Annotated in this window: 12 protein-coding genes; 5 read left to right on the top strand and 7 right to left on the bottom strand. The window is 73.7% G+C overall.

Features of this window, described 5'->3' with window-relative positions; translation table 11 throughout:
* Positions 1–1,520 (top strand): alkaline phosphatase (locus tag J1M38_RS01970; protein WP_241246404.1); only part of this gene is annotated, 1,520 nt, incomplete at its 5' end.
* A gap of 29 nt (positions 1,521–1,549) precedes the next feature.
* Here the strand turns inward: J1M38_RS01970 and J1M38_RS01965 are convergent.
* The 4 genes from J1M38_RS01965 to J1M38_RS01950 are packed head-to-tail and all read right to left on the bottom strand — an operon-like array spanning position 1,550 to position 4,948.
* Entirely contained in the window at positions 1,550–2,557 is a 1,008-nt protein-coding gene (locus J1M38_RS01965; protein ID WP_135101385.1) for a glycine betaine ABC transporter substrate-binding protein, read from the bottom strand.
* A complete protein-coding gene (locus J1M38_RS01960) occupies positions 2,554–3,306 on the bottom strand; it encodes an ABC transporter permease (protein ID WP_017487925.1) in 753 nt (250 codons plus the stop codon). The genes J1M38_RS01965 and J1M38_RS01960 overlap by 4 nt, the downstream gene beginning before the upstream one ends.
* Positions 3,303–4,310, bottom strand: a complete 1,008-nt coding sequence (locus J1M38_RS01955) for an ABC transporter ATP-binding protein (protein ID WP_135101383.1) — start codon at positions 4,308–4,310, stop codon at positions 3,303–3,305. Before J1M38_RS01955 ends, J1M38_RS01960 begins: the two co-directional genes overlap by 4 nt.
* A complete protein-coding gene (locus J1M38_RS01950) occupies positions 4,307–4,948 on the bottom strand; it encodes an ABC transporter permease (protein ID WP_135101381.1) in 642 nt (213 codons plus the stop codon). Before J1M38_RS01950 ends, J1M38_RS01955 begins: the two co-directional genes overlap by 4 nt.
* A gap of 228 nt (positions 4,949–5,176) precedes the next feature.
* Here J1M38_RS01950 and J1M38_RS01945 point away from each other — a divergent pair, with 228 nt between their 5' ends.
* On the top strand, positions 5,177–6,478 hold the full coding sequence (locus tag J1M38_RS01945) for a dicarboxylate/amino acid:cation symporter (RefSeq protein ID WP_135101379.1): 1,302 nt from the start codon (positions 5,177–5,179) through the stop codon (positions 6,476–6,478).
* Positions 6,479–6,551: 73 nt separating this feature from the next.
* Here the strand turns inward: J1M38_RS01945 and J1M38_RS01940 are convergent, their stop codons facing one another.
* Entirely contained in the window at positions 6,552–8,033 is a 1,482-nt protein-coding gene (locus tag J1M38_RS01940; protein ID WP_206482135.1) for a sugar porter family MFS transporter, read from the bottom strand.
* A 139-nt stretch (positions 8,034–8,172) separates the two neighbouring features.
* On the opposite strand from J1M38_RS01940, the gene J1M38_RS01935 reads away from it, so the two are divergent.
* The 3 genes from J1M38_RS01935 (at position 8,173) to arfB (ending at position 11,936) form a co-directional block, all read left to right on the top strand.
* A complete protein-coding gene (locus J1M38_RS01935) occupies positions 8,173–9,909 on the top strand; it encodes a bifunctional 3'-5' exonuclease/DNA polymerase (RefSeq protein WP_166437528.1) in 1,737 nt (578 codons plus the stop codon).
* 133 nt (positions 9,910–10,042) lie between these two features.
* Entirely contained in the window at positions 10,043–11,488 is a 1,446-nt protein-coding gene (locus tag J1M38_RS01930) for an MFS transporter (RefSeq protein WP_206482134.1), read from the top strand.
* The gene (gene arfB / locus J1M38_RS01925; RefSeq protein ID WP_036338705.1) at positions 11,481–11,936 is read left to right on the top strand and encodes an alternative ribosome rescue aminoacyl-tRNA hydrolase ArfB; all 456 of its coding nucleotides are present in this window, start codon (positions 11,481–11,483) and stop codon (positions 11,934–11,936) included. The genes J1M38_RS01930 and arfB overlap by 8 nt, the downstream gene beginning before the upstream one ends.
* Before the next feature lie 24 nt (positions 11,937–11,960).
* On the opposite strand, the gene J1M38_RS01920 is transcribed toward arfB, so the two are convergent.
* Together J1M38_RS01920 and J1M38_RS01915 are read right to left on the bottom strand one after the other, a co-directional pair.
* The gene (locus J1M38_RS01920; protein WP_241246411.1) at positions 11,961–13,346 is read right to left on the bottom strand and encodes a beta-lactamase family protein; all 1,386 of its coding nucleotides are present in this window, start codon (positions 13,344–13,346) and stop codon (positions 11,961–11,963) included.
* 100 nt (positions 13,347–13,446) lie between these two features.
* The gene (locus J1M38_RS01915) at positions 13,447–14,454 is read right to left on the bottom strand and encodes a cation diffusion facilitator family transporter (RefSeq protein WP_049145906.1); all 1,008 of its coding nucleotides are present in this window, start codon (positions 14,452–14,454) and stop codon (positions 13,447–13,449) included.
* Positions 14,455–14,579: the final 125 nt, after the last annotated feature.

The following is a 14,579-nucleotide window of genomic DNA, read 5'->3' as shown; positions in this document are numbered from 1 at the left end:
GAGGTGACGTCGCCGGTGGCCTGGTCGCGTCCCGTCTGACGCTGCCGTCCGGCGTCGCCACCGGCGACGTCACCTCGAACTCGGCCGTGCTGTGGGCGCGCTCGTCCGGCCGTTCGCGCCTGCACGCCACGCTGCGCGCGGTCGACGAGGACGGGAAGGTGCTGCGCGGCCGCTTCGCTCGCGGGCTGACCCTGCGCTCCGGCTGGGTCGACGGGGCCACCGACCACACCGCGAAGATCCTCGCGGACACGCTGCCCTCCGACACCCGCTTCGAGGTGACGTACGCGTTCGAGGACGAGGCCGGCCGCCTGGGCGAGTCGGCCGTGGCCCGCTTCACGACGGCGCCCGGCGCGCGGTTCGGCCGGAAGACCTCCGCCGCCCAGTCCTTCGTGTGGACCGCGGACACCGCGGGGCAGGGCTACGGCATCAACCCGGAGATCGGCGGCATGCGCGGCTACGCGGCGATGCACGCCACGATGCCCGACTTCTTCCTGCACTCCGGCGACACGATCTACGCGGACAACCCCATCCCGGAGACCCTCGAGGTGGCCGGCGAGCCCACCTGGCGCAACCTCGTCACGGAGGAGACGTCCAAGGTCGCCGAGACGCTGAACGAGTTCCGCGGCCGCCACCGCTACAACATGATGGACGACAACCTCCGCGCCCTGTACGCGGACGTCCCCGTCATCGCCCAGTGGGACGACCACGAGACGACCAACAACTGGTGGCCGGGTGAGGTCCTCGAAGACCCGCGCTACACCCAGGTCCGTGACGTGGACACGCTGGCCGCCCGCGCCCGCCGCGCGTGGCAGGAGTACATGCCGATCGCCGACTCCACAGCCCTGCGCCGCGGCTCGGGCTTCGAGCCCGCCCGCATCTACCGCAGGATCCCCCGCGGCGCGACCCTCGACGTGTTCGCCCTGGACATGCGCACCCACAAGGGCGAGAACACCCCGGGGCTCGAGACCCACGAGACCCCGATCCTGGGCGAGGAGCAGCTGCAGTGGCTCATCCGTGGGCTGCGCGCGTCGACCGCCACGTGGAAGGTCATCGCCAACGACCTGCCTCTGGGCCTGATCGTCCCCGACGGCACGGGGCAGGAGTCCCTGTCCAACGGCGACGACGGCGCCCCGCTGGGCCGCGAGCTGGAGATCGCCCGCCTCCTGAAGGCGATCAAGGACCACGGCGTGAAGAACGTCGTGTTCCTCACCGGCGACGTCCACTACTGCGCGGCGCACCACTACTCCCCCGACCGCGCGGCGTTCACCGACTTCGAGCCGTTCTGGGAGTTCGTGGCCGGCCCCATCAACGCCGGATCGTCCGGCCCGAACACGCTGGACGGCACCTTCGGCCCGCGCCTGGACTTCGAGGCGCACGGGCCGGTCATGGGCTCGCCGCGCTCCGGCGAGCACCAGTACTTCGGCCACGTCGAGATCCCCGAGGACGGCCGCGAGTTCCGGGTGCGTCTGATCAACGCCGTCGGCCGGACGGTCTACTCGCGCACGCTGACGGCTGCCTGATCCGCCGTGCCGGCGGCGTCGGCGGGCCGTCAGTCTGTGATCAGGCCCTCCTCGCGGAGCCAGTCCCACGCGACCTGGGTGGGCTCCTCGCCGTCGACGTCCACCCGGGCGTTCAGGCGCGCGGCCGTCGCGTTGTCCAGGCGCGCGGTCACGGGCGCCAGCAGGTCGGCGATCTCGGGGTGCTCGGCCAGGACCTCCTCGCGCACGATGGGGGCCGCGTTGTACTTCGGGAAGAAGCTCAGCGGGTCCTGCAGGGTCGTCAGGTCCAGCGCGGCGATCCGCCCGTCCGTGGCGTACGCCTCCCCGAAGGTGCACGACCCGTCCGCCACCGCGGCGAACACCGCCCCGAGGTCCATCTGGCGCAGCCGGGATCCGGTGGGCCGTTCGATCCCATAGGCCTCGAGCATGGGCAGGAACCCGTCGTTGCGGGCGGCGAATTCGGCGCTCACGCAGAAGGACTGGTCCTCCGTGGGGAGGTCCTTGATGTCCGCCAGGGTCTCCAGGCCGAGCTCCTCCGCCCGGTCCTGGCGCACGGAGAAGGTGTAGGTGTTGTCGAGTTCGGCCGGCGGCAGCCACACCAGGCCCTGCTGCGCGTCCTCGTCCCGGACCGCGGCCCACTGCGCCTGGGCGTCCGGGATCGGATCGGTGTGGCCCAGGTACGTGATCCAGGCCGTCCCCGTGTAGTCCCACTCGACGTCCACGACGCCTGCGACCTGGGCCTGGCGCGCACTGAGCGAACCCGGCATGTTGGTCAGATCCTCGACGTCGGCCCCCGCGGAGCGCAGCAGGATCGCGGTGATCTTGCCGAGCACGACGCCCTCGTTGAAGTTCTTGGAGCCCACCGCCACGTGGGCGCCCTCGAGGTCGATCCCGGCGACGTCGCCGGCGGGCGTGCCCGAGGGCAGGTAGCCGCCGGCGGTGCTCAGCCCGCACCCGGACAGGACCAGGGAGGCCGCCAGGCCGAGCGCGGCGAGCGCGGCACGAGCGGGGGTCCGGCCGCGGCGGCGGGACGGGGTGGTCGCGCGCGGGGTGGTCATGCGAGCCCCCTCGGCGTGGCCAGCGTCTCGACGAGGCGGCCGATCCACTCGATCATCAGGGCGAGGGCGGCCACGAGGATCGCCCCCGAGACGAGCAGCGGGAAACGGAACAGGACGATCCCGGTCTGGATGAGCAGGCCGAGGCCGCCGGCGTCGATGAACGTCGCGAACGCCCCGGTACCCACCAGCAGCACCAGGGCGGTCCGCAGACCCGCCATGATCACGGGCAGGGCCAAGGGCAGCTCCACCCGGAGCAGGGTCTGCAGCGGCGACATGCCCATGCCGCGGGCCGCCTCGACGACGGTGGGGTCGACGCCCCGCAGCCCGGCCAGCGTGTTGGCCAGCACGGGCAGGAACGCGTAGAGGGACAGGGCCAGGACGGCGACCCGGAAGCCGAACCCCCACGCCATGGCGAGCAGGACGATCACACCGATCACGGGAGCGGCCTGGCCGGCGTTGGCCAGCCCCATGGCGACGGGGGTGAACCGCCGGGCGGCGGGGCGGCTCAGCAGCACGCCGAGCGGGATGGCCGTCGCCACGACCAGAACGGTGGACACGCCGACGAGGGCCAGGTGCTCGGCGGTGAGGCGCAGGACGGTGGGCCAGGTCAGCAGCCGGGCCTCGACGTCGTCGAGGGCGGCTCCGCGCACCCAGACGGTCCACCCGATCAGCAGGGCGGCCACCAGCAGCGGCAGGCCGATCAGGAGCAGGCGGTCCTCGGCGGAGGCCGCACGCAGCCGGGCGATCATGGCCGAGCCTGCTCGTCGGCGGCGCGGGCGTGCGCGCGCAGTGTCGCATAGTCGAGCAGACCGATGACCGTGCCACCACGGACCACGGCGATCTCCTCCGCCGGGGCCGTGACCAGCACGGCGAGGGCCTCGCTGATCGGGGTGGCCGCGTCGAGCACGGGCCCGCCCGGCAGCGTGCCCGTCGGGTGCTGTGCGATCGGGCGCAGCGGCAGCGAGTCGACCGACCGCAGCCCCAGCCGCTTGAGCCCCGCCCCCGACCCCACGAAGTCGGCCACGAACTCGGTGGCCGGCCGCGCCAGGACCTCTTCGGGGGTGGCGTACTGGGCCACGTGCGCGCCGGGTTCGAGCACCAGGATCCGGTCGCCCAGGAGCACGGCCTCGTCCACGTCGTGGGTGACCATCACGATGGTCTTGCCCACCCTGGCCTGGATGTCGAGCATCTCCTGCTGCAGGCGCTGGCGGGTGAGGGGGTCCACGGCGCCGAAGGGCTCGTCCATGAGCAGCACGGGAGGATCCGCCGCGAGGCCCCGGGCCACGCCGACGCGCTGCTGCTGTCCGCCGGACAGCTCGCGCGGGAAACGGTCTCGATAGATCGCCGGGTCCAGGCCGACGAGGTCGAGCAGCTCGTCCACGCGGTCGGCGATGCGCCGGCGGTCCCACTTGAGCAGGCGCGGCACCAGGCCGACGTTCTCGGCGACGGACAGGTGGGGCATCATGCCGCCGCCCTGCACGACGTAGCCGATCTGACGGCGCAGCCGGGTGGGGTCACGGCGTGTGATGTCCTCCCCGCCGATCAGGATCCGCCCGGAGGTGGGCTCGATGAGGCGGTTGATCATCTTCAGCGAGGTGGTCTTGCCGCAGCCGGACGGACCGACGAACACCACCGTCTCCCCCGCGGGGATGACGAGGTCCAGGGCGTCCACGGCGGGACGGTCCTGCCCCGGATAGAGCTTCGTCAGGGACTCGAGACGGATCTCGGCCCCGGCGTCACGGTCGGTGCTCATGCGCGCAGTCCCTTCGAGATGGTGAGCCGGCCGAGCAGCACGAGCAGCCCGTCCAGGACGAGGGCGACGACGACGATGCCGAGGGTGCCCACGAGGGCGTAGTTCAACGCGTTGGCGCCGCCCAGGGAGACCAGCCCCGTGAAGATGTACGAGCCCAGTCCAGGCCCCAGGACGTAGGCCGCGACCGCGGCGACGCCCATGCCGAGCTGGCCCGCGACCCGGATGCCGGTGAGGATCACGGGCCAGGCCAGCGGGAGACGCACCCGGGTGAACAGCGCCACCGGCCCCAAGCCCATCCCCCGGGCGGCCTCCAGCACCTCCGGGTCCACGCCGCGCAGACCCACGAGCGCGTTGCGGAGGATGGGCAGCAGGGCGTAGAAGACCACCACCACGACGGCGGGGACGGTCCCGATGCCCACCAGGGGGATCAGGACGCCGATGAGCGCGAAGGAGGGCAGGGTCAGCCCGACGGCCGTGAAGGCGTTCGCGATCGGGGTCAGGCCCTTGATCCGCGTGGCGATCACGGCCAGCGCGATGGCGAGCACGGTGGCGATGGCCAGCGCCTGCAGCACGAGCCACCCGTGCTGCCACGCCCGGAAGAGGATGTCCGGCCAGCGTGAGGCGAGGAACTCACTCATGCGGCCTCCACGCCGGCAGCGCGCCCCTGGGCGGCCCGGGCGTCTGCGGGGCGGGGCGGGACCGTCATCGTCGTCTCCTTCGGTCCGGGTGGGGCGAGCATGCTCTTGCACGCTACCCGAGACGGTGGCGCTCCCTGTGTTCTGCACCACGACGGGGGCCGCCGACGCCGCCGCGGACGGCCCGACGCCCAGGCGACGGGTAGGACGGCCTGCGCTAGCGTGTCGGCCATGTCTCGCTCCCACTCCGACGCCCTCGACGCGTCCGGCCCCGACTCCGGGGGCGCCGTCGTCGCGCCCCGCCGCCGCTTCGGCCTGCTGCCCCGCATCCTCCTCGCGATCGTGGCCGGCGTCCTCGTCGGCCTGGTCGCGCCGACCTGGCTCGTGCAGGCCTTCGCCACCTTCAACGGCCTGTTCTCGAACTTCCTGGGCTTCATCGTCCCGGTGCTGATCCTGGCGCTCGTCGCCCCCGCCATCGGCGACATCGGCCGGGGCGCGGGGAAGCTGCTGGCACTGACCGGCGGCATCGCCTACGGCTCCACCCTGTTCGGCGGCTTCGGCGCCCTGCTGGTCTGCCTGCTCGTCTTCCCGCTGATCCTCACGCCCGGGTCCTTCGAGGCGATGGCCAACCCCGAGGACGCGCTGCTCGGCCCGCTGTTCGAGGTGCAGATGGACCCGCCCTTCGGCGTGATGACGGCCCTGCTGCTCGCGTTCGTGCTCGGCATCGGCCTGACGATGCTGCCGCGCGGCGCCCTGCACGAGGGCTTCGACCAGCTGCGATCGATCATCGAGCGGGTCGTCATGGGTCTGATCGTGCCGCTGCTGCCCGTCTACATCTTCGGCGTGTTCCTGAACATGACCGCCGCCGGCGAGGTCTTCAAGGTCATCACCACGTTCCTCGGCGTGATCCTGCTGGTCTTCGGCCTCACCGTGGTGCTGCTGCTCATCCAGTACGTCGTCGCGGGCGCGATCACGGGCCGCAACCCGTTCACGGCCCTGAAGACGATGCTGCCGGCCTACGCGACGGCCCTGGGCACCTCGTCCTCGGCGGCGACCATCCCGGTGACCCTGCGCCAGACCCTGCTGCTCGGCGTGCGCCGGCCGATCGCCTCGTTCGTCGTGCCGCTGTGCGCGACGATCCACCTGGCCGGCTCCACGGTGAAGATCGTCTCGTTCTCCATCGCCGTGCTGTTCCTCTCGGGCCAGTCGATCGACATCCCGGTGTTCGTGGGCTTCATCTTCATGCTGGGCGTCACCATGGTCGCGGCGCCCGGCGTGCCCGGCGGCGCGATCGTGGCGGCCTCGGGCCTGCTGTCCTCGATGCTCGGCTTCACCGAGCCGCAGGTCGCGCTCATGGTCGCCACGTACATCGCCATCGACTCCTTCGGCACCGCCACCAACGTGACCGGCGACGCCGCCATCGCGATGATCGTCGACAAGATCGCCGGAGACCGTCTCATCGAGGGCTCCGCGGACGAGGGCCTGGAGCGCCGCGACGACGAGGAGGCCGCCACCGGCGCCGACGCCGGCTGACCCGCCCCGCACACACCACGGCCCCCTCCCTGTCTGCAGCTCAGGGAGGGGGCCGTCGTCGGGACGGGCGGTGTCAGCCGCGCAGGTCCCGCTCCGCCTCGGCGCGCACCGCGCGCCGCTGCCCCGGGGAGCGCACGACGACGTCGCTCATCTCCTCGAGCGTCTTGCCCTTGGTCTCGGGGACGAAGGCCACCACGAAGGCCAGGGACAGCGCCGCCATGACCGCGTACAGGCCGTAGGCGAGGGTCAGGCCGATGTCCGCCAGCCACGGGAACGTGGTGGAGACGGTGAAGTTCGCCGCCCACTGCGCGGCGGCGGCCACGGCGAGCGCGCCGGCGCGGATGCGGTTCGGGAACATCTCGCCCAGCAGCACCCAGACCAGCGGACCCCAGGTGGCGCCGAAGAACACCACGAAGGCGTTCGCGGCCACCAGCGCCACGGTGGACCACGGCTGCGGCAGGGACACGGACTCGCCGCCGCCGGTCTGCGCGAAGGAGAAGGCCAGTGCCATCAGGCCGAGGCTGACCGTCATGCCGGCGGAGCCGGCGATCAGCATGGGGCGACGGCCGACGCGGTCCACCAGGGCGATCGCGATGAGGGTGACGGCGATGTTCGTGACCGAGGTGATCACGGTGACCGTGAGGGCGTCCGACTCCCCGAAGCCCACCGAGCGCCACAGGGTGGTGGAGTAGTAGAAGATCACGTTGATGCCCACGGCCTGCTGGAAGACGGAGAGCAGGATGCCGATCCACACGATCGGCTGCAGGCCCGCCGCCGGTCCACGCAGGTCCGCCAGCGACTCGCGGCGCTCCGAGTCCAGCGAGCGCCGGATGTCCTCGATCATCAGGTTCACCCGGTCCACACCGGTGAACTCGTGCAGGACCTCGGCCGCCTCGTCCGTGCGGCCGCGGGCGACCAGGTAGCGCGGGGACTCCGGCAGCTTCAGGGCGAACAGGCCGTACAGCACCGCCGGGACGGCCTCGGCCAGGAACATCCAGCGCCAGGCGTCGACGCCGAGCCAGAACGGCTGCGCCGCTCCCCCGGCCATCGTCGCGAAGAGCGCGCCCGTGAGGAGCGCGGCGAAGATGCCCAGGACGATCGCCAGCTGCTGGAGCGAGCCGAGGCGACCGCGCACATGGGCCGGGCTGACCTCCGCGATGTACGCCGGAGCGATCACGGACGCGGCGCCCACGCCCAGGCCGCCGACCATGCGCCAGACGATCAGGTCGACCACGCCGAACGCCAGACCCGAGCCGATGGCAGAGACCAGGAACAGCATCGCGGCGATCACCATCACGGGCACGCGGCCGCGGCGGTTGGCGATCGGCCCGGCGAACCAGGCGCCGAGTGCGCAGCCGATCAGCGCCGAGGAGACGGCGAAACCCGTGAGACCGGCGCCGAGGCCGAACTCCCCGGCGAGGGCGTCCACGGCGCCGTTGATGACAGAGGTGTCGAAGCCGAACAGGAAACCGCCGAGCGCGGCGGCGACCGAGATGCCGACCACCTTGGCGTTGAGGCGAGACGTCGCGGCGCCGCCGGACCGGGTCGCTGTCATGGTGGGTCCTCTCTGGGTGGCGCCCGACGGCCCGCTGCGCGCCGGTGCGTCCGCACAGTGTGTTCTTCGCTCGGCGAGCGTGCAAGTCGCACAGCCCCTCGCCCCGCCCACGGTGAGGCGGCGGGGCAGAATGAGGACCATGTTCGTCGTCCTGGGCCCCGCCCCCGCCTCCGTCGGCAGCCCCGGCGCCTGGTGGGCCGTGGACGGGGACGACGCCACTCCCCTGGGATCCTGCCCCGCCGGGTCCGTGGCCGGGCTCGTGGCCGGTCTGCCCGCCCGCCTTGGCGTGGACCCGAGCACGGTCCGCTGGGTGCTCGCCGACGTCGGGACGGAGTACGCCGCCTGGCTGGCGGCGGGAGTGCGGGTGGATCGGTGCTGGGATTTGGCCCTCGTCCAGCGGATCCTGCGGCACGCGGCGACGGCGCCGGGCAGCGGGGTGCGTTACACGCCCGTGGCGCAGCTCGAGGTCGCCGACCCCACGGAGCCCGAGCGCCCCGCGCGGGTGCCCGCCGGTCAGGAGTCCTTCTTCGACCTGCCGGACGAGACCGGCCCTGCTCCGGACGTCACCGTGCTCGCGGCCGAGCTGGCCGCGCAGCGGGCCGCCGTCGAGGGCTCGGCCCACCCGCACCGGCTGCGGCTGCTCGCGGCGGCGGAGTCGCAGGGCGCACTCGTGGCCGCGGAGATCCGGGCGGCGGGTCTGCCGTGGGACAGGGGCGTGCACGAGGCGCTCCTCACCGAGCAGCTCGGCCCCCGGCCTGCACAGGGCGAGCGTCCCGCCCGCCTGCAGGCCCTGGCCGAACGCATCGCCGACGTCCTGGGCTCCCCCGGGCTGAGCCCCGACTCGCAGCCCAGCCTGCTGCGGGCGCTGCAGACGGCAGGCGTGGCCGTGGAGTCCACGCGGCAGTGGGACCTGAAGCACTGGATCGACGCCGGCGGCGCGGAACGCGAGGCGCGGGCCGCGCTGCTCGCGCCGCTGCTGGAGTACAAGGCCCTGGCCCGGCTGTGGACGGCCAACGGCTGGCACTGGCTGGACCAGTGGATCGGCGACGACGGCCGGTTCCACGCCGCCTACCTGGTCGGCGGCGTGGTGACCGGGCGGTGGGCCGCCCACGGCGGTGGGGCCATGCAGATCCCGGCCGGGGTGCGCGACGCCGTCCGCGCGGACCCCGGGTGGACGCTGACCGTGGCCGACGCCTCCCAGGTGGAGCCGCGCATCCTCGCCGCGATGGCCGCCGACGAGGCGCTGGCCCGTGCCGGGACCACGCCCGACCTGTACCGGGAGGTGGCGGAGCAGGGCCGGGCGGCCGGCACCGCGCTGGCCGACCGCGGTCGCGCGAAGGTCGCCCTGCTGGGTGCGATGTACGGCTCGACGACGGGCGACTCCGCGGCGCTCATGCCGCACCTGCGCCGGCTCTACCCGCGGGCGATCGGCCTGCTCGAGCGGGCGGCCTCCGTCGGCGAGGGAGGCGGCCAGGTGTCCACGTGGCTGGGCCGCTGGTCCCCCGCACCGGGGCGGAAGTGGCAGGAGTCCGTGTCCGACGTCGGCACCCAGGCCGCCGAGTCCGCGGCCCGGCGACGGCGACGCTCCCAGGGCCGCTTCACCCGGAACTTCGTGGTGCAGGGCACCGCAGCCGAGTGGGCGCTGTGCTGGATGGGCGAGATCCGCCGTCGACTGCGCTCGGCCGGCATGCACACGGAACTCGTGTTCTTCGTCCACGACGAGGTCGTCTTGCACGGCCCGGCCGCGGAGGCCGAGGCCGTGCGGACAGTCGTGGCGGAGTCCGCGAGCGCCGCCGGCCGCCTGCTGTTCGGTCCCGCCCCCGTGGACTTCCCGCTCACCGTCTCCAGCGTGGGGTCATACGCGGACGCGAAGTGAGGGGCGGCAGCGCGTCGGCCGCGGTCATGGCCCCCGTGCGCCGCACCGGGCCGAGGACCCTGGGACCTGGCACGATGCGGGACGAGGGCCGATCCTGGAGAGCGCCCGAGACACCCCCGAGAAGGAGACCGCATTGCCCGTCGCCCCGCGTCCGTCCGACGGCGCCGCGTCCTCGGTCTTCACCCCGCACCAGCAGCGCATCCTCGCGGTGCTCCTCATCCCGATCTTCATGTCCCTGCTGGCCGTGTCCAGCATCAACGTGGCCCTGCCCGCCCTGCAGCGGGGCCTGGACGCCAGCGACGCGGAGCTGCAGTGGGCCATCTCCGGCTACACCCTCGTGTTCGGCATGGTGCTCGTGCCGGCGGGCCGGGCGGGTGACCTCTTCGGCCGCCGCCGGCTGTTCATGGTGGGCCTCGGCGTGTTCGCGCTCGGTGCGCTCCTGTCCGGCCTGGCGCCCACGGGCGTCCTGCTCGTGCTCGCGCGCCTGGTCATGGGCGTGGGCGCGGGCCTGCTCAACCCGCAGGTCACCGGCTTCATCCAGGGCGAGTTCTCCGGCGCCTCCCGCGCCCGGGCGTTCGGGGCGCTCGGCGCCGTCGTCGGGGTGTCCGTGGCGGTGGGGCCGCTGCTCAGCGGCGGGCTCATCGCGTGGCTCGGCGGCGACCTCGGCTGGCGCGCGACCTTCCTGGTGAACGTGCCCATCGCCCTCGGCGCCCTGGTCGTGGCCCGCCAGTGGCTGCCGCGCACCGCCCCCGTGCGGACGGGGCGTCCGGACCTGGACCCGGTCGGCGTCGTCCTGCTGGCGGGCGCCCTCGTGGCCGTCATGCTCCCGTTCCTGGACCGTGAGCTCGGGCCGTGGCGGTTCGTGCTCGTGCCCGTCGGCATCGGCCTGACCGCCCTCTGGACACGCTGGGAGGCCCGCTACGCCCGACGGGGCCGCGCCCCGATGGTGGACCTGCGCCTGTTCCAGACCCGCAGCTTCGCGTGCGGCGCCCTGCTGATCGCCATCTACTTCACCGGCTCGACCAGCATGTTCGTCGTGATCGCCATGTTCATGCAGAACGGGCTGGGCTACCCGGCGCTGCACGCCGCGCTCATCGGCCTGCCTTCGGCGGTCATGTCGAGCGTGATGTCCACCGTGGCCGGGCGCGTGGTGCTGCGCACGGGCCGGAAGATCGTCGTCCTCGGCATCGCGCTGGCGCTGCTCGCCGTCGTGGGCTCCATCGGGGTGGCGTGGGCCAACCGGGAGTTCGGCCTGAGTCCGTGGTGGCTGCTGCTCACCCTCGCCATCTTGGGTGCCGGGCAGGGGCTGGTGGTCTCCCCCAACCAGACCCTCAGCCTGGCCGAGGTCCCGCCGCGGCACTCCGGCACGGCCGGCGGCGTCCTGCAGACCGGCCAGCGCGTCGGCACGGCCGTCGGCACCGCCGTGATCGTGGGGGTGTTCCTGGGCGTCGCCTCCGGTGCCGACTGGGACGGGGCGTTCATGGCCGCCTTCACCCTGGTGGCGGGGTGCATGGCGCTCGCGCTCCTCGTCGCACTCGCGGACCTGCGCGGACCACGGACGGCGGCGCCCCGTGGCTGAGCCCCGCCCCGGCGACGTGCGCGTCACCCCCGGCCCCGGCGCACCCCGCGGGCTGGTCATCCCCGCGGGCGAACTCGTCGAGCGCTTCTCCCACGCCTCCGGCCCGGGCGGTCAAGGCGTGAACACGGCGGACTCGCGGGTCCAGCTCAGTCTGGACCTGGCGGCCACCTCCGCCCTCGACGACGTCCAGCGCGCCCGCGTCCTCGCACGGCTGGCGCCCCGGCTGGCCGGCACGGTGCTCACCGTCAGCGTGGCGGAGCACCGGGCCCAGCGGCGCAACCGGGTGGCCGCCCGCGAGCGGCTCGCGGCGCTGCTGCGCGAGGCCCTGGCCCCGCCGACGCCGCGGCGGGCTACCAAGCCGACGCGCGGCTCTCGGCGGCGCCGCCTGGAGGCCAAACACCGTCGCTCCGAGGTGAAGCGCACGCGCCGCCGCCCCGGTCTCGACTGAGGCCGCCCGCCCGCAGGCGGCGGCTCAGTCCCGCCCGGTCACCCCACGGCCGGCGGCCGAGCGGTGACCCCACGCGTCGCCACGCCGGGCGAGGTAGTCCTCTTCGGGCCAGCTGCTCACCCCGGACACGCGCATCCTCACCACCCGGCCGTCGTCGCCGAGGTCGAACGGGATGCGCTCCCCCGACGCGCCGAAGCCATCCTCGTCCTCGGGCAGGAACGTGGTGGCGTCCAGCGCTCGCAGCTCGTGCATCCTGTCCCGGGGGCCGGGCGTGCCGGGGTCGATCAGCACGAGGCGCTCGCCGGCGCGAACCACGTCCGTCTCGCCCCACAGGGAGACGTAGCGGCCGGTCAGCCGGTCGAGGTCGTCGGTCGTGACACCGGTGGGCAGCGCCTGCCCGTCGGCGGCGTCCTGGGCGAGCAGGTCGATGAGCTCGACGAGGCCCACCGCGAGCGCGTCCGCCGGACCGTCCACGGCGTTGGTGAGCACGCTGACGGTCAGACCGGTCACCGGGTCCACCAGGGTCCGGGTGATCTGCCCGGGGAAGCCGCCGGAGTGGCCCACGAGCCGTCGTCCGCCCACGCTGATCCCGATCAGGCCGAGCCCGTAGGTGCCCGTCCCGGCCCCCCGCGGGAAGGAGGCCTCGGCCCGGTGCATCAGGCGCAGCGCGTGCTCGTCCAGCAGCTCACGCCGATCCAGTGCGAGAGCGGAGAAGAAGCGGCTGAGCTCCTCCGCCGTGGAGACGAAGCCGGTGGCCGCGGCCAGCGCGCCGGTGGCGGTCGGTGCCACGCTCACCCGACGCCCACGGCCGTGGGCCCGGGTGTGGCCGACGACGGCCCGGCCCGCCGCGTCGTCGTCGATCTCGGGGCGGGTGTCGGTGAGGCCGAGCGGGACGAGGATGTCCTCCGTGACGTGCTCGGCGTAGCCGCGGCCCGTGACTGCCTCGATGATCGCCCCGAGCAGGCCGTACCCGATGTTCGAATACTTGAAGCGCTCCTGCGGGGCGTAGGTGGCGCCGTGGTCCCGGACGATCGCGCGCAGGGCGTCGGCGTCCGGGAAGGGGCCGTCGAGCTGCCAGTGGTCCGCGTCCACCCCGTCGCGGATGGCGCCGGAGGTGTGCGAGAGCAGCTCGCGGACGGTGACCCGGGCCAGCGGGGTGTCGGCACAGTCGGGCAGTCGTTCGGCCACGGTGTCGTCCAGGCGCAGACGACCGGTGGCGACCAGGCGCAGCACGGCGACGGCCGTGAAGGTCTTGGAATGGCTGGCCACGCGGAACAGGTGGCCGGTGGTCAGCTCCGCCCCGGTGGCCTCGTCGGCCACCCCGAACGCGGCGGAGAGCACCAGCTCGTCGCCGAGCCGCACGGCCACCTGGGCGCCGGGCACGTGCCGCGTCTCCACCTGGGTGGCCAGCCACCGGGACAGGTACGGGGCCGCCTCGCGGAGGCGGTCGAGGGACGGAGCGGGCGGTCTGGGTCACGAGAGGCCACTGTACGATGCCGGCCGCGCGGGCTCAGGCGCGCGCGTTCTGCGATTCCGGGTCCAGGGGCGCGTGGGCGGGGTTGGACAGGGAGAGCACGACGGCGGCCACGCGCGGGTGCTCGAGGAGGGCGTCCTCCACGCGCTGGAGCAGGACCGCGGCCTCGCTCTCCCGCTCGTCCCCGGCCAGGCCCACGGCCCCGACGACGAAGAGCTTCTCCGGGCCGACGTACTCGAGGTGCAGGTAGCTCACGGAGAGCACCTCGGGCCGCTCCAGCAGCCAGCGCAGCACCCGGGTCCGGACCACCGGGTCGGCGACCTCGCCGACGAGGAACGCCATGTTCCGCGAGAGCAGGAAGATCGCGACGACCCCGAGCAGCACGCCCACGAGGATCGAGCCGGCGGCGTCCCACCGGGGGTCCCCGGTGAGCTGGTGCAGGGCGAGGGCGGCGGCCGCGATGACCAGGCCGATCAGGGCCGAGGCGTCCTCCACCCACACGGCGCGCAGGGTGGGGTCCGAGGTCTGGCGCAGGAACGTGGCATCGCTGATGTGCCGCCGCTCCGCGTCGCGGCGGACGCGCCGGTGCGCGTTCAGGAAGGAGATGCCCTCAAGCACGAACGCGACGGCGAGCACGATGTACGCGATCGTGTACTCCGCCTCCTGCTCGGGGGCGGACCAGGCCGTGATCCCGTGCCAGACCGAGACCGCCGAGCCCACCGCGAACAGGCCGAAGGCCGCGACCATCGACCACACGTAGGCCGCGCGCCCGTAGCCCAGCGGGTGCCGCGCGTCGGGGGCTCGGCCGGCCCGACGCTCCGCCAACAGCAGGAAGACCTCATTGCCGGCGTCGGCCCAGGAGTGCGCGGCCTCCGCCACCATCGCGGCTGAGCCGGTGACCGCGCCCACGATCGACTTGACGACGGCGATCACCGCGTTCACGCCGAGGGCGATCAGGACGGTCAGCAGGCTCTCGCCGCCGGTCTCGGCGGCGGGCGAGGCGGAGTGAGCGGGCGAGGCGACGGCGGGCGGGGTGCGGGTCATCCTCCGAGTCTGCCCCTGCAGGCGCATGCCGGACCAGGCTCGCCATGTCCGGGTCCGCCGGTCCAGGAGCGCGAGACGGGGTCCACGCGGATCGGCGTCGCCGAGCCCGTGAGGTCTCCGCGTGC

This window comes from Micrococcus sp. KRD070 (assembly GCF_017168435.1).
GTDB lineage: Bacteria > Actinomycetota > Actinomycetes > Actinomycetales > Micrococcaceae > Micrococcus > Micrococcus luteus.
The sequence above is the reverse complement of the archived record's forward strand: the minus strand, read 5'-3'. Positions and strand labels throughout refer to the sequence as shown.

Excerpts from the sequence above, each read along its gene's own strand:
- J1M38_RS01950 (WP_135101381.1), bottom strand. The coding sequence starts at position 4,948 with ATGAGTGAGTTCCTCGCCTCACGCTGGCCGGACATCCTCTTCCGGGCG.
- J1M38_RS01955 (WP_135101383.1), bottom strand. The coding sequence starts at position 4,310 with ATGAGCACCGACCGTGACGCCGGGGCCGAGATCCGTCTCGAGTCCCTG.
- J1M38_RS01945 (WP_135101379.1), top strand. The coding sequence starts at position 5,177 with ATGTCTCGCTCCCACTCCGACGCCCTCGACGCGTCCGGCCCCGACTCC.
- J1M38_RS01940 (WP_206482135.1), bottom strand. The coding sequence starts at position 8,033 with ATGACAGCGACCCGGTCCGGCGGCGCCGCGACGTCTCGCCTCAACGCC.
- J1M38_RS01960 (WP_017487925.1), bottom strand. The coding sequence starts at position 3,306 with ATGATCGCCCGGCTGCGTGCGGCCTCCGCCGAGGACCGCCTGCTCCTG.
- J1M38_RS01965 (WP_135101385.1), bottom strand. The coding sequence starts at position 2,557 with ATGACCACCCCGCGCGCGACCACCCCGTCCCGCCGCCGCGGCCGGACC.
- J1M38_RS01915 (WP_049145906.1), bottom strand. The coding sequence starts at position 14,454 with ATGACCCGCACCCCGCCCGCCGTCGCCTCGCCCGCTCACTCCGCCTCG.
- J1M38_RS01935 (WP_166437528.1), top strand. The coding sequence starts at position 8,173 with ATGTTCGTCGTCCTGGGCCCCGCCCCCGCCTCCGTCGGCAGCCCCGGC.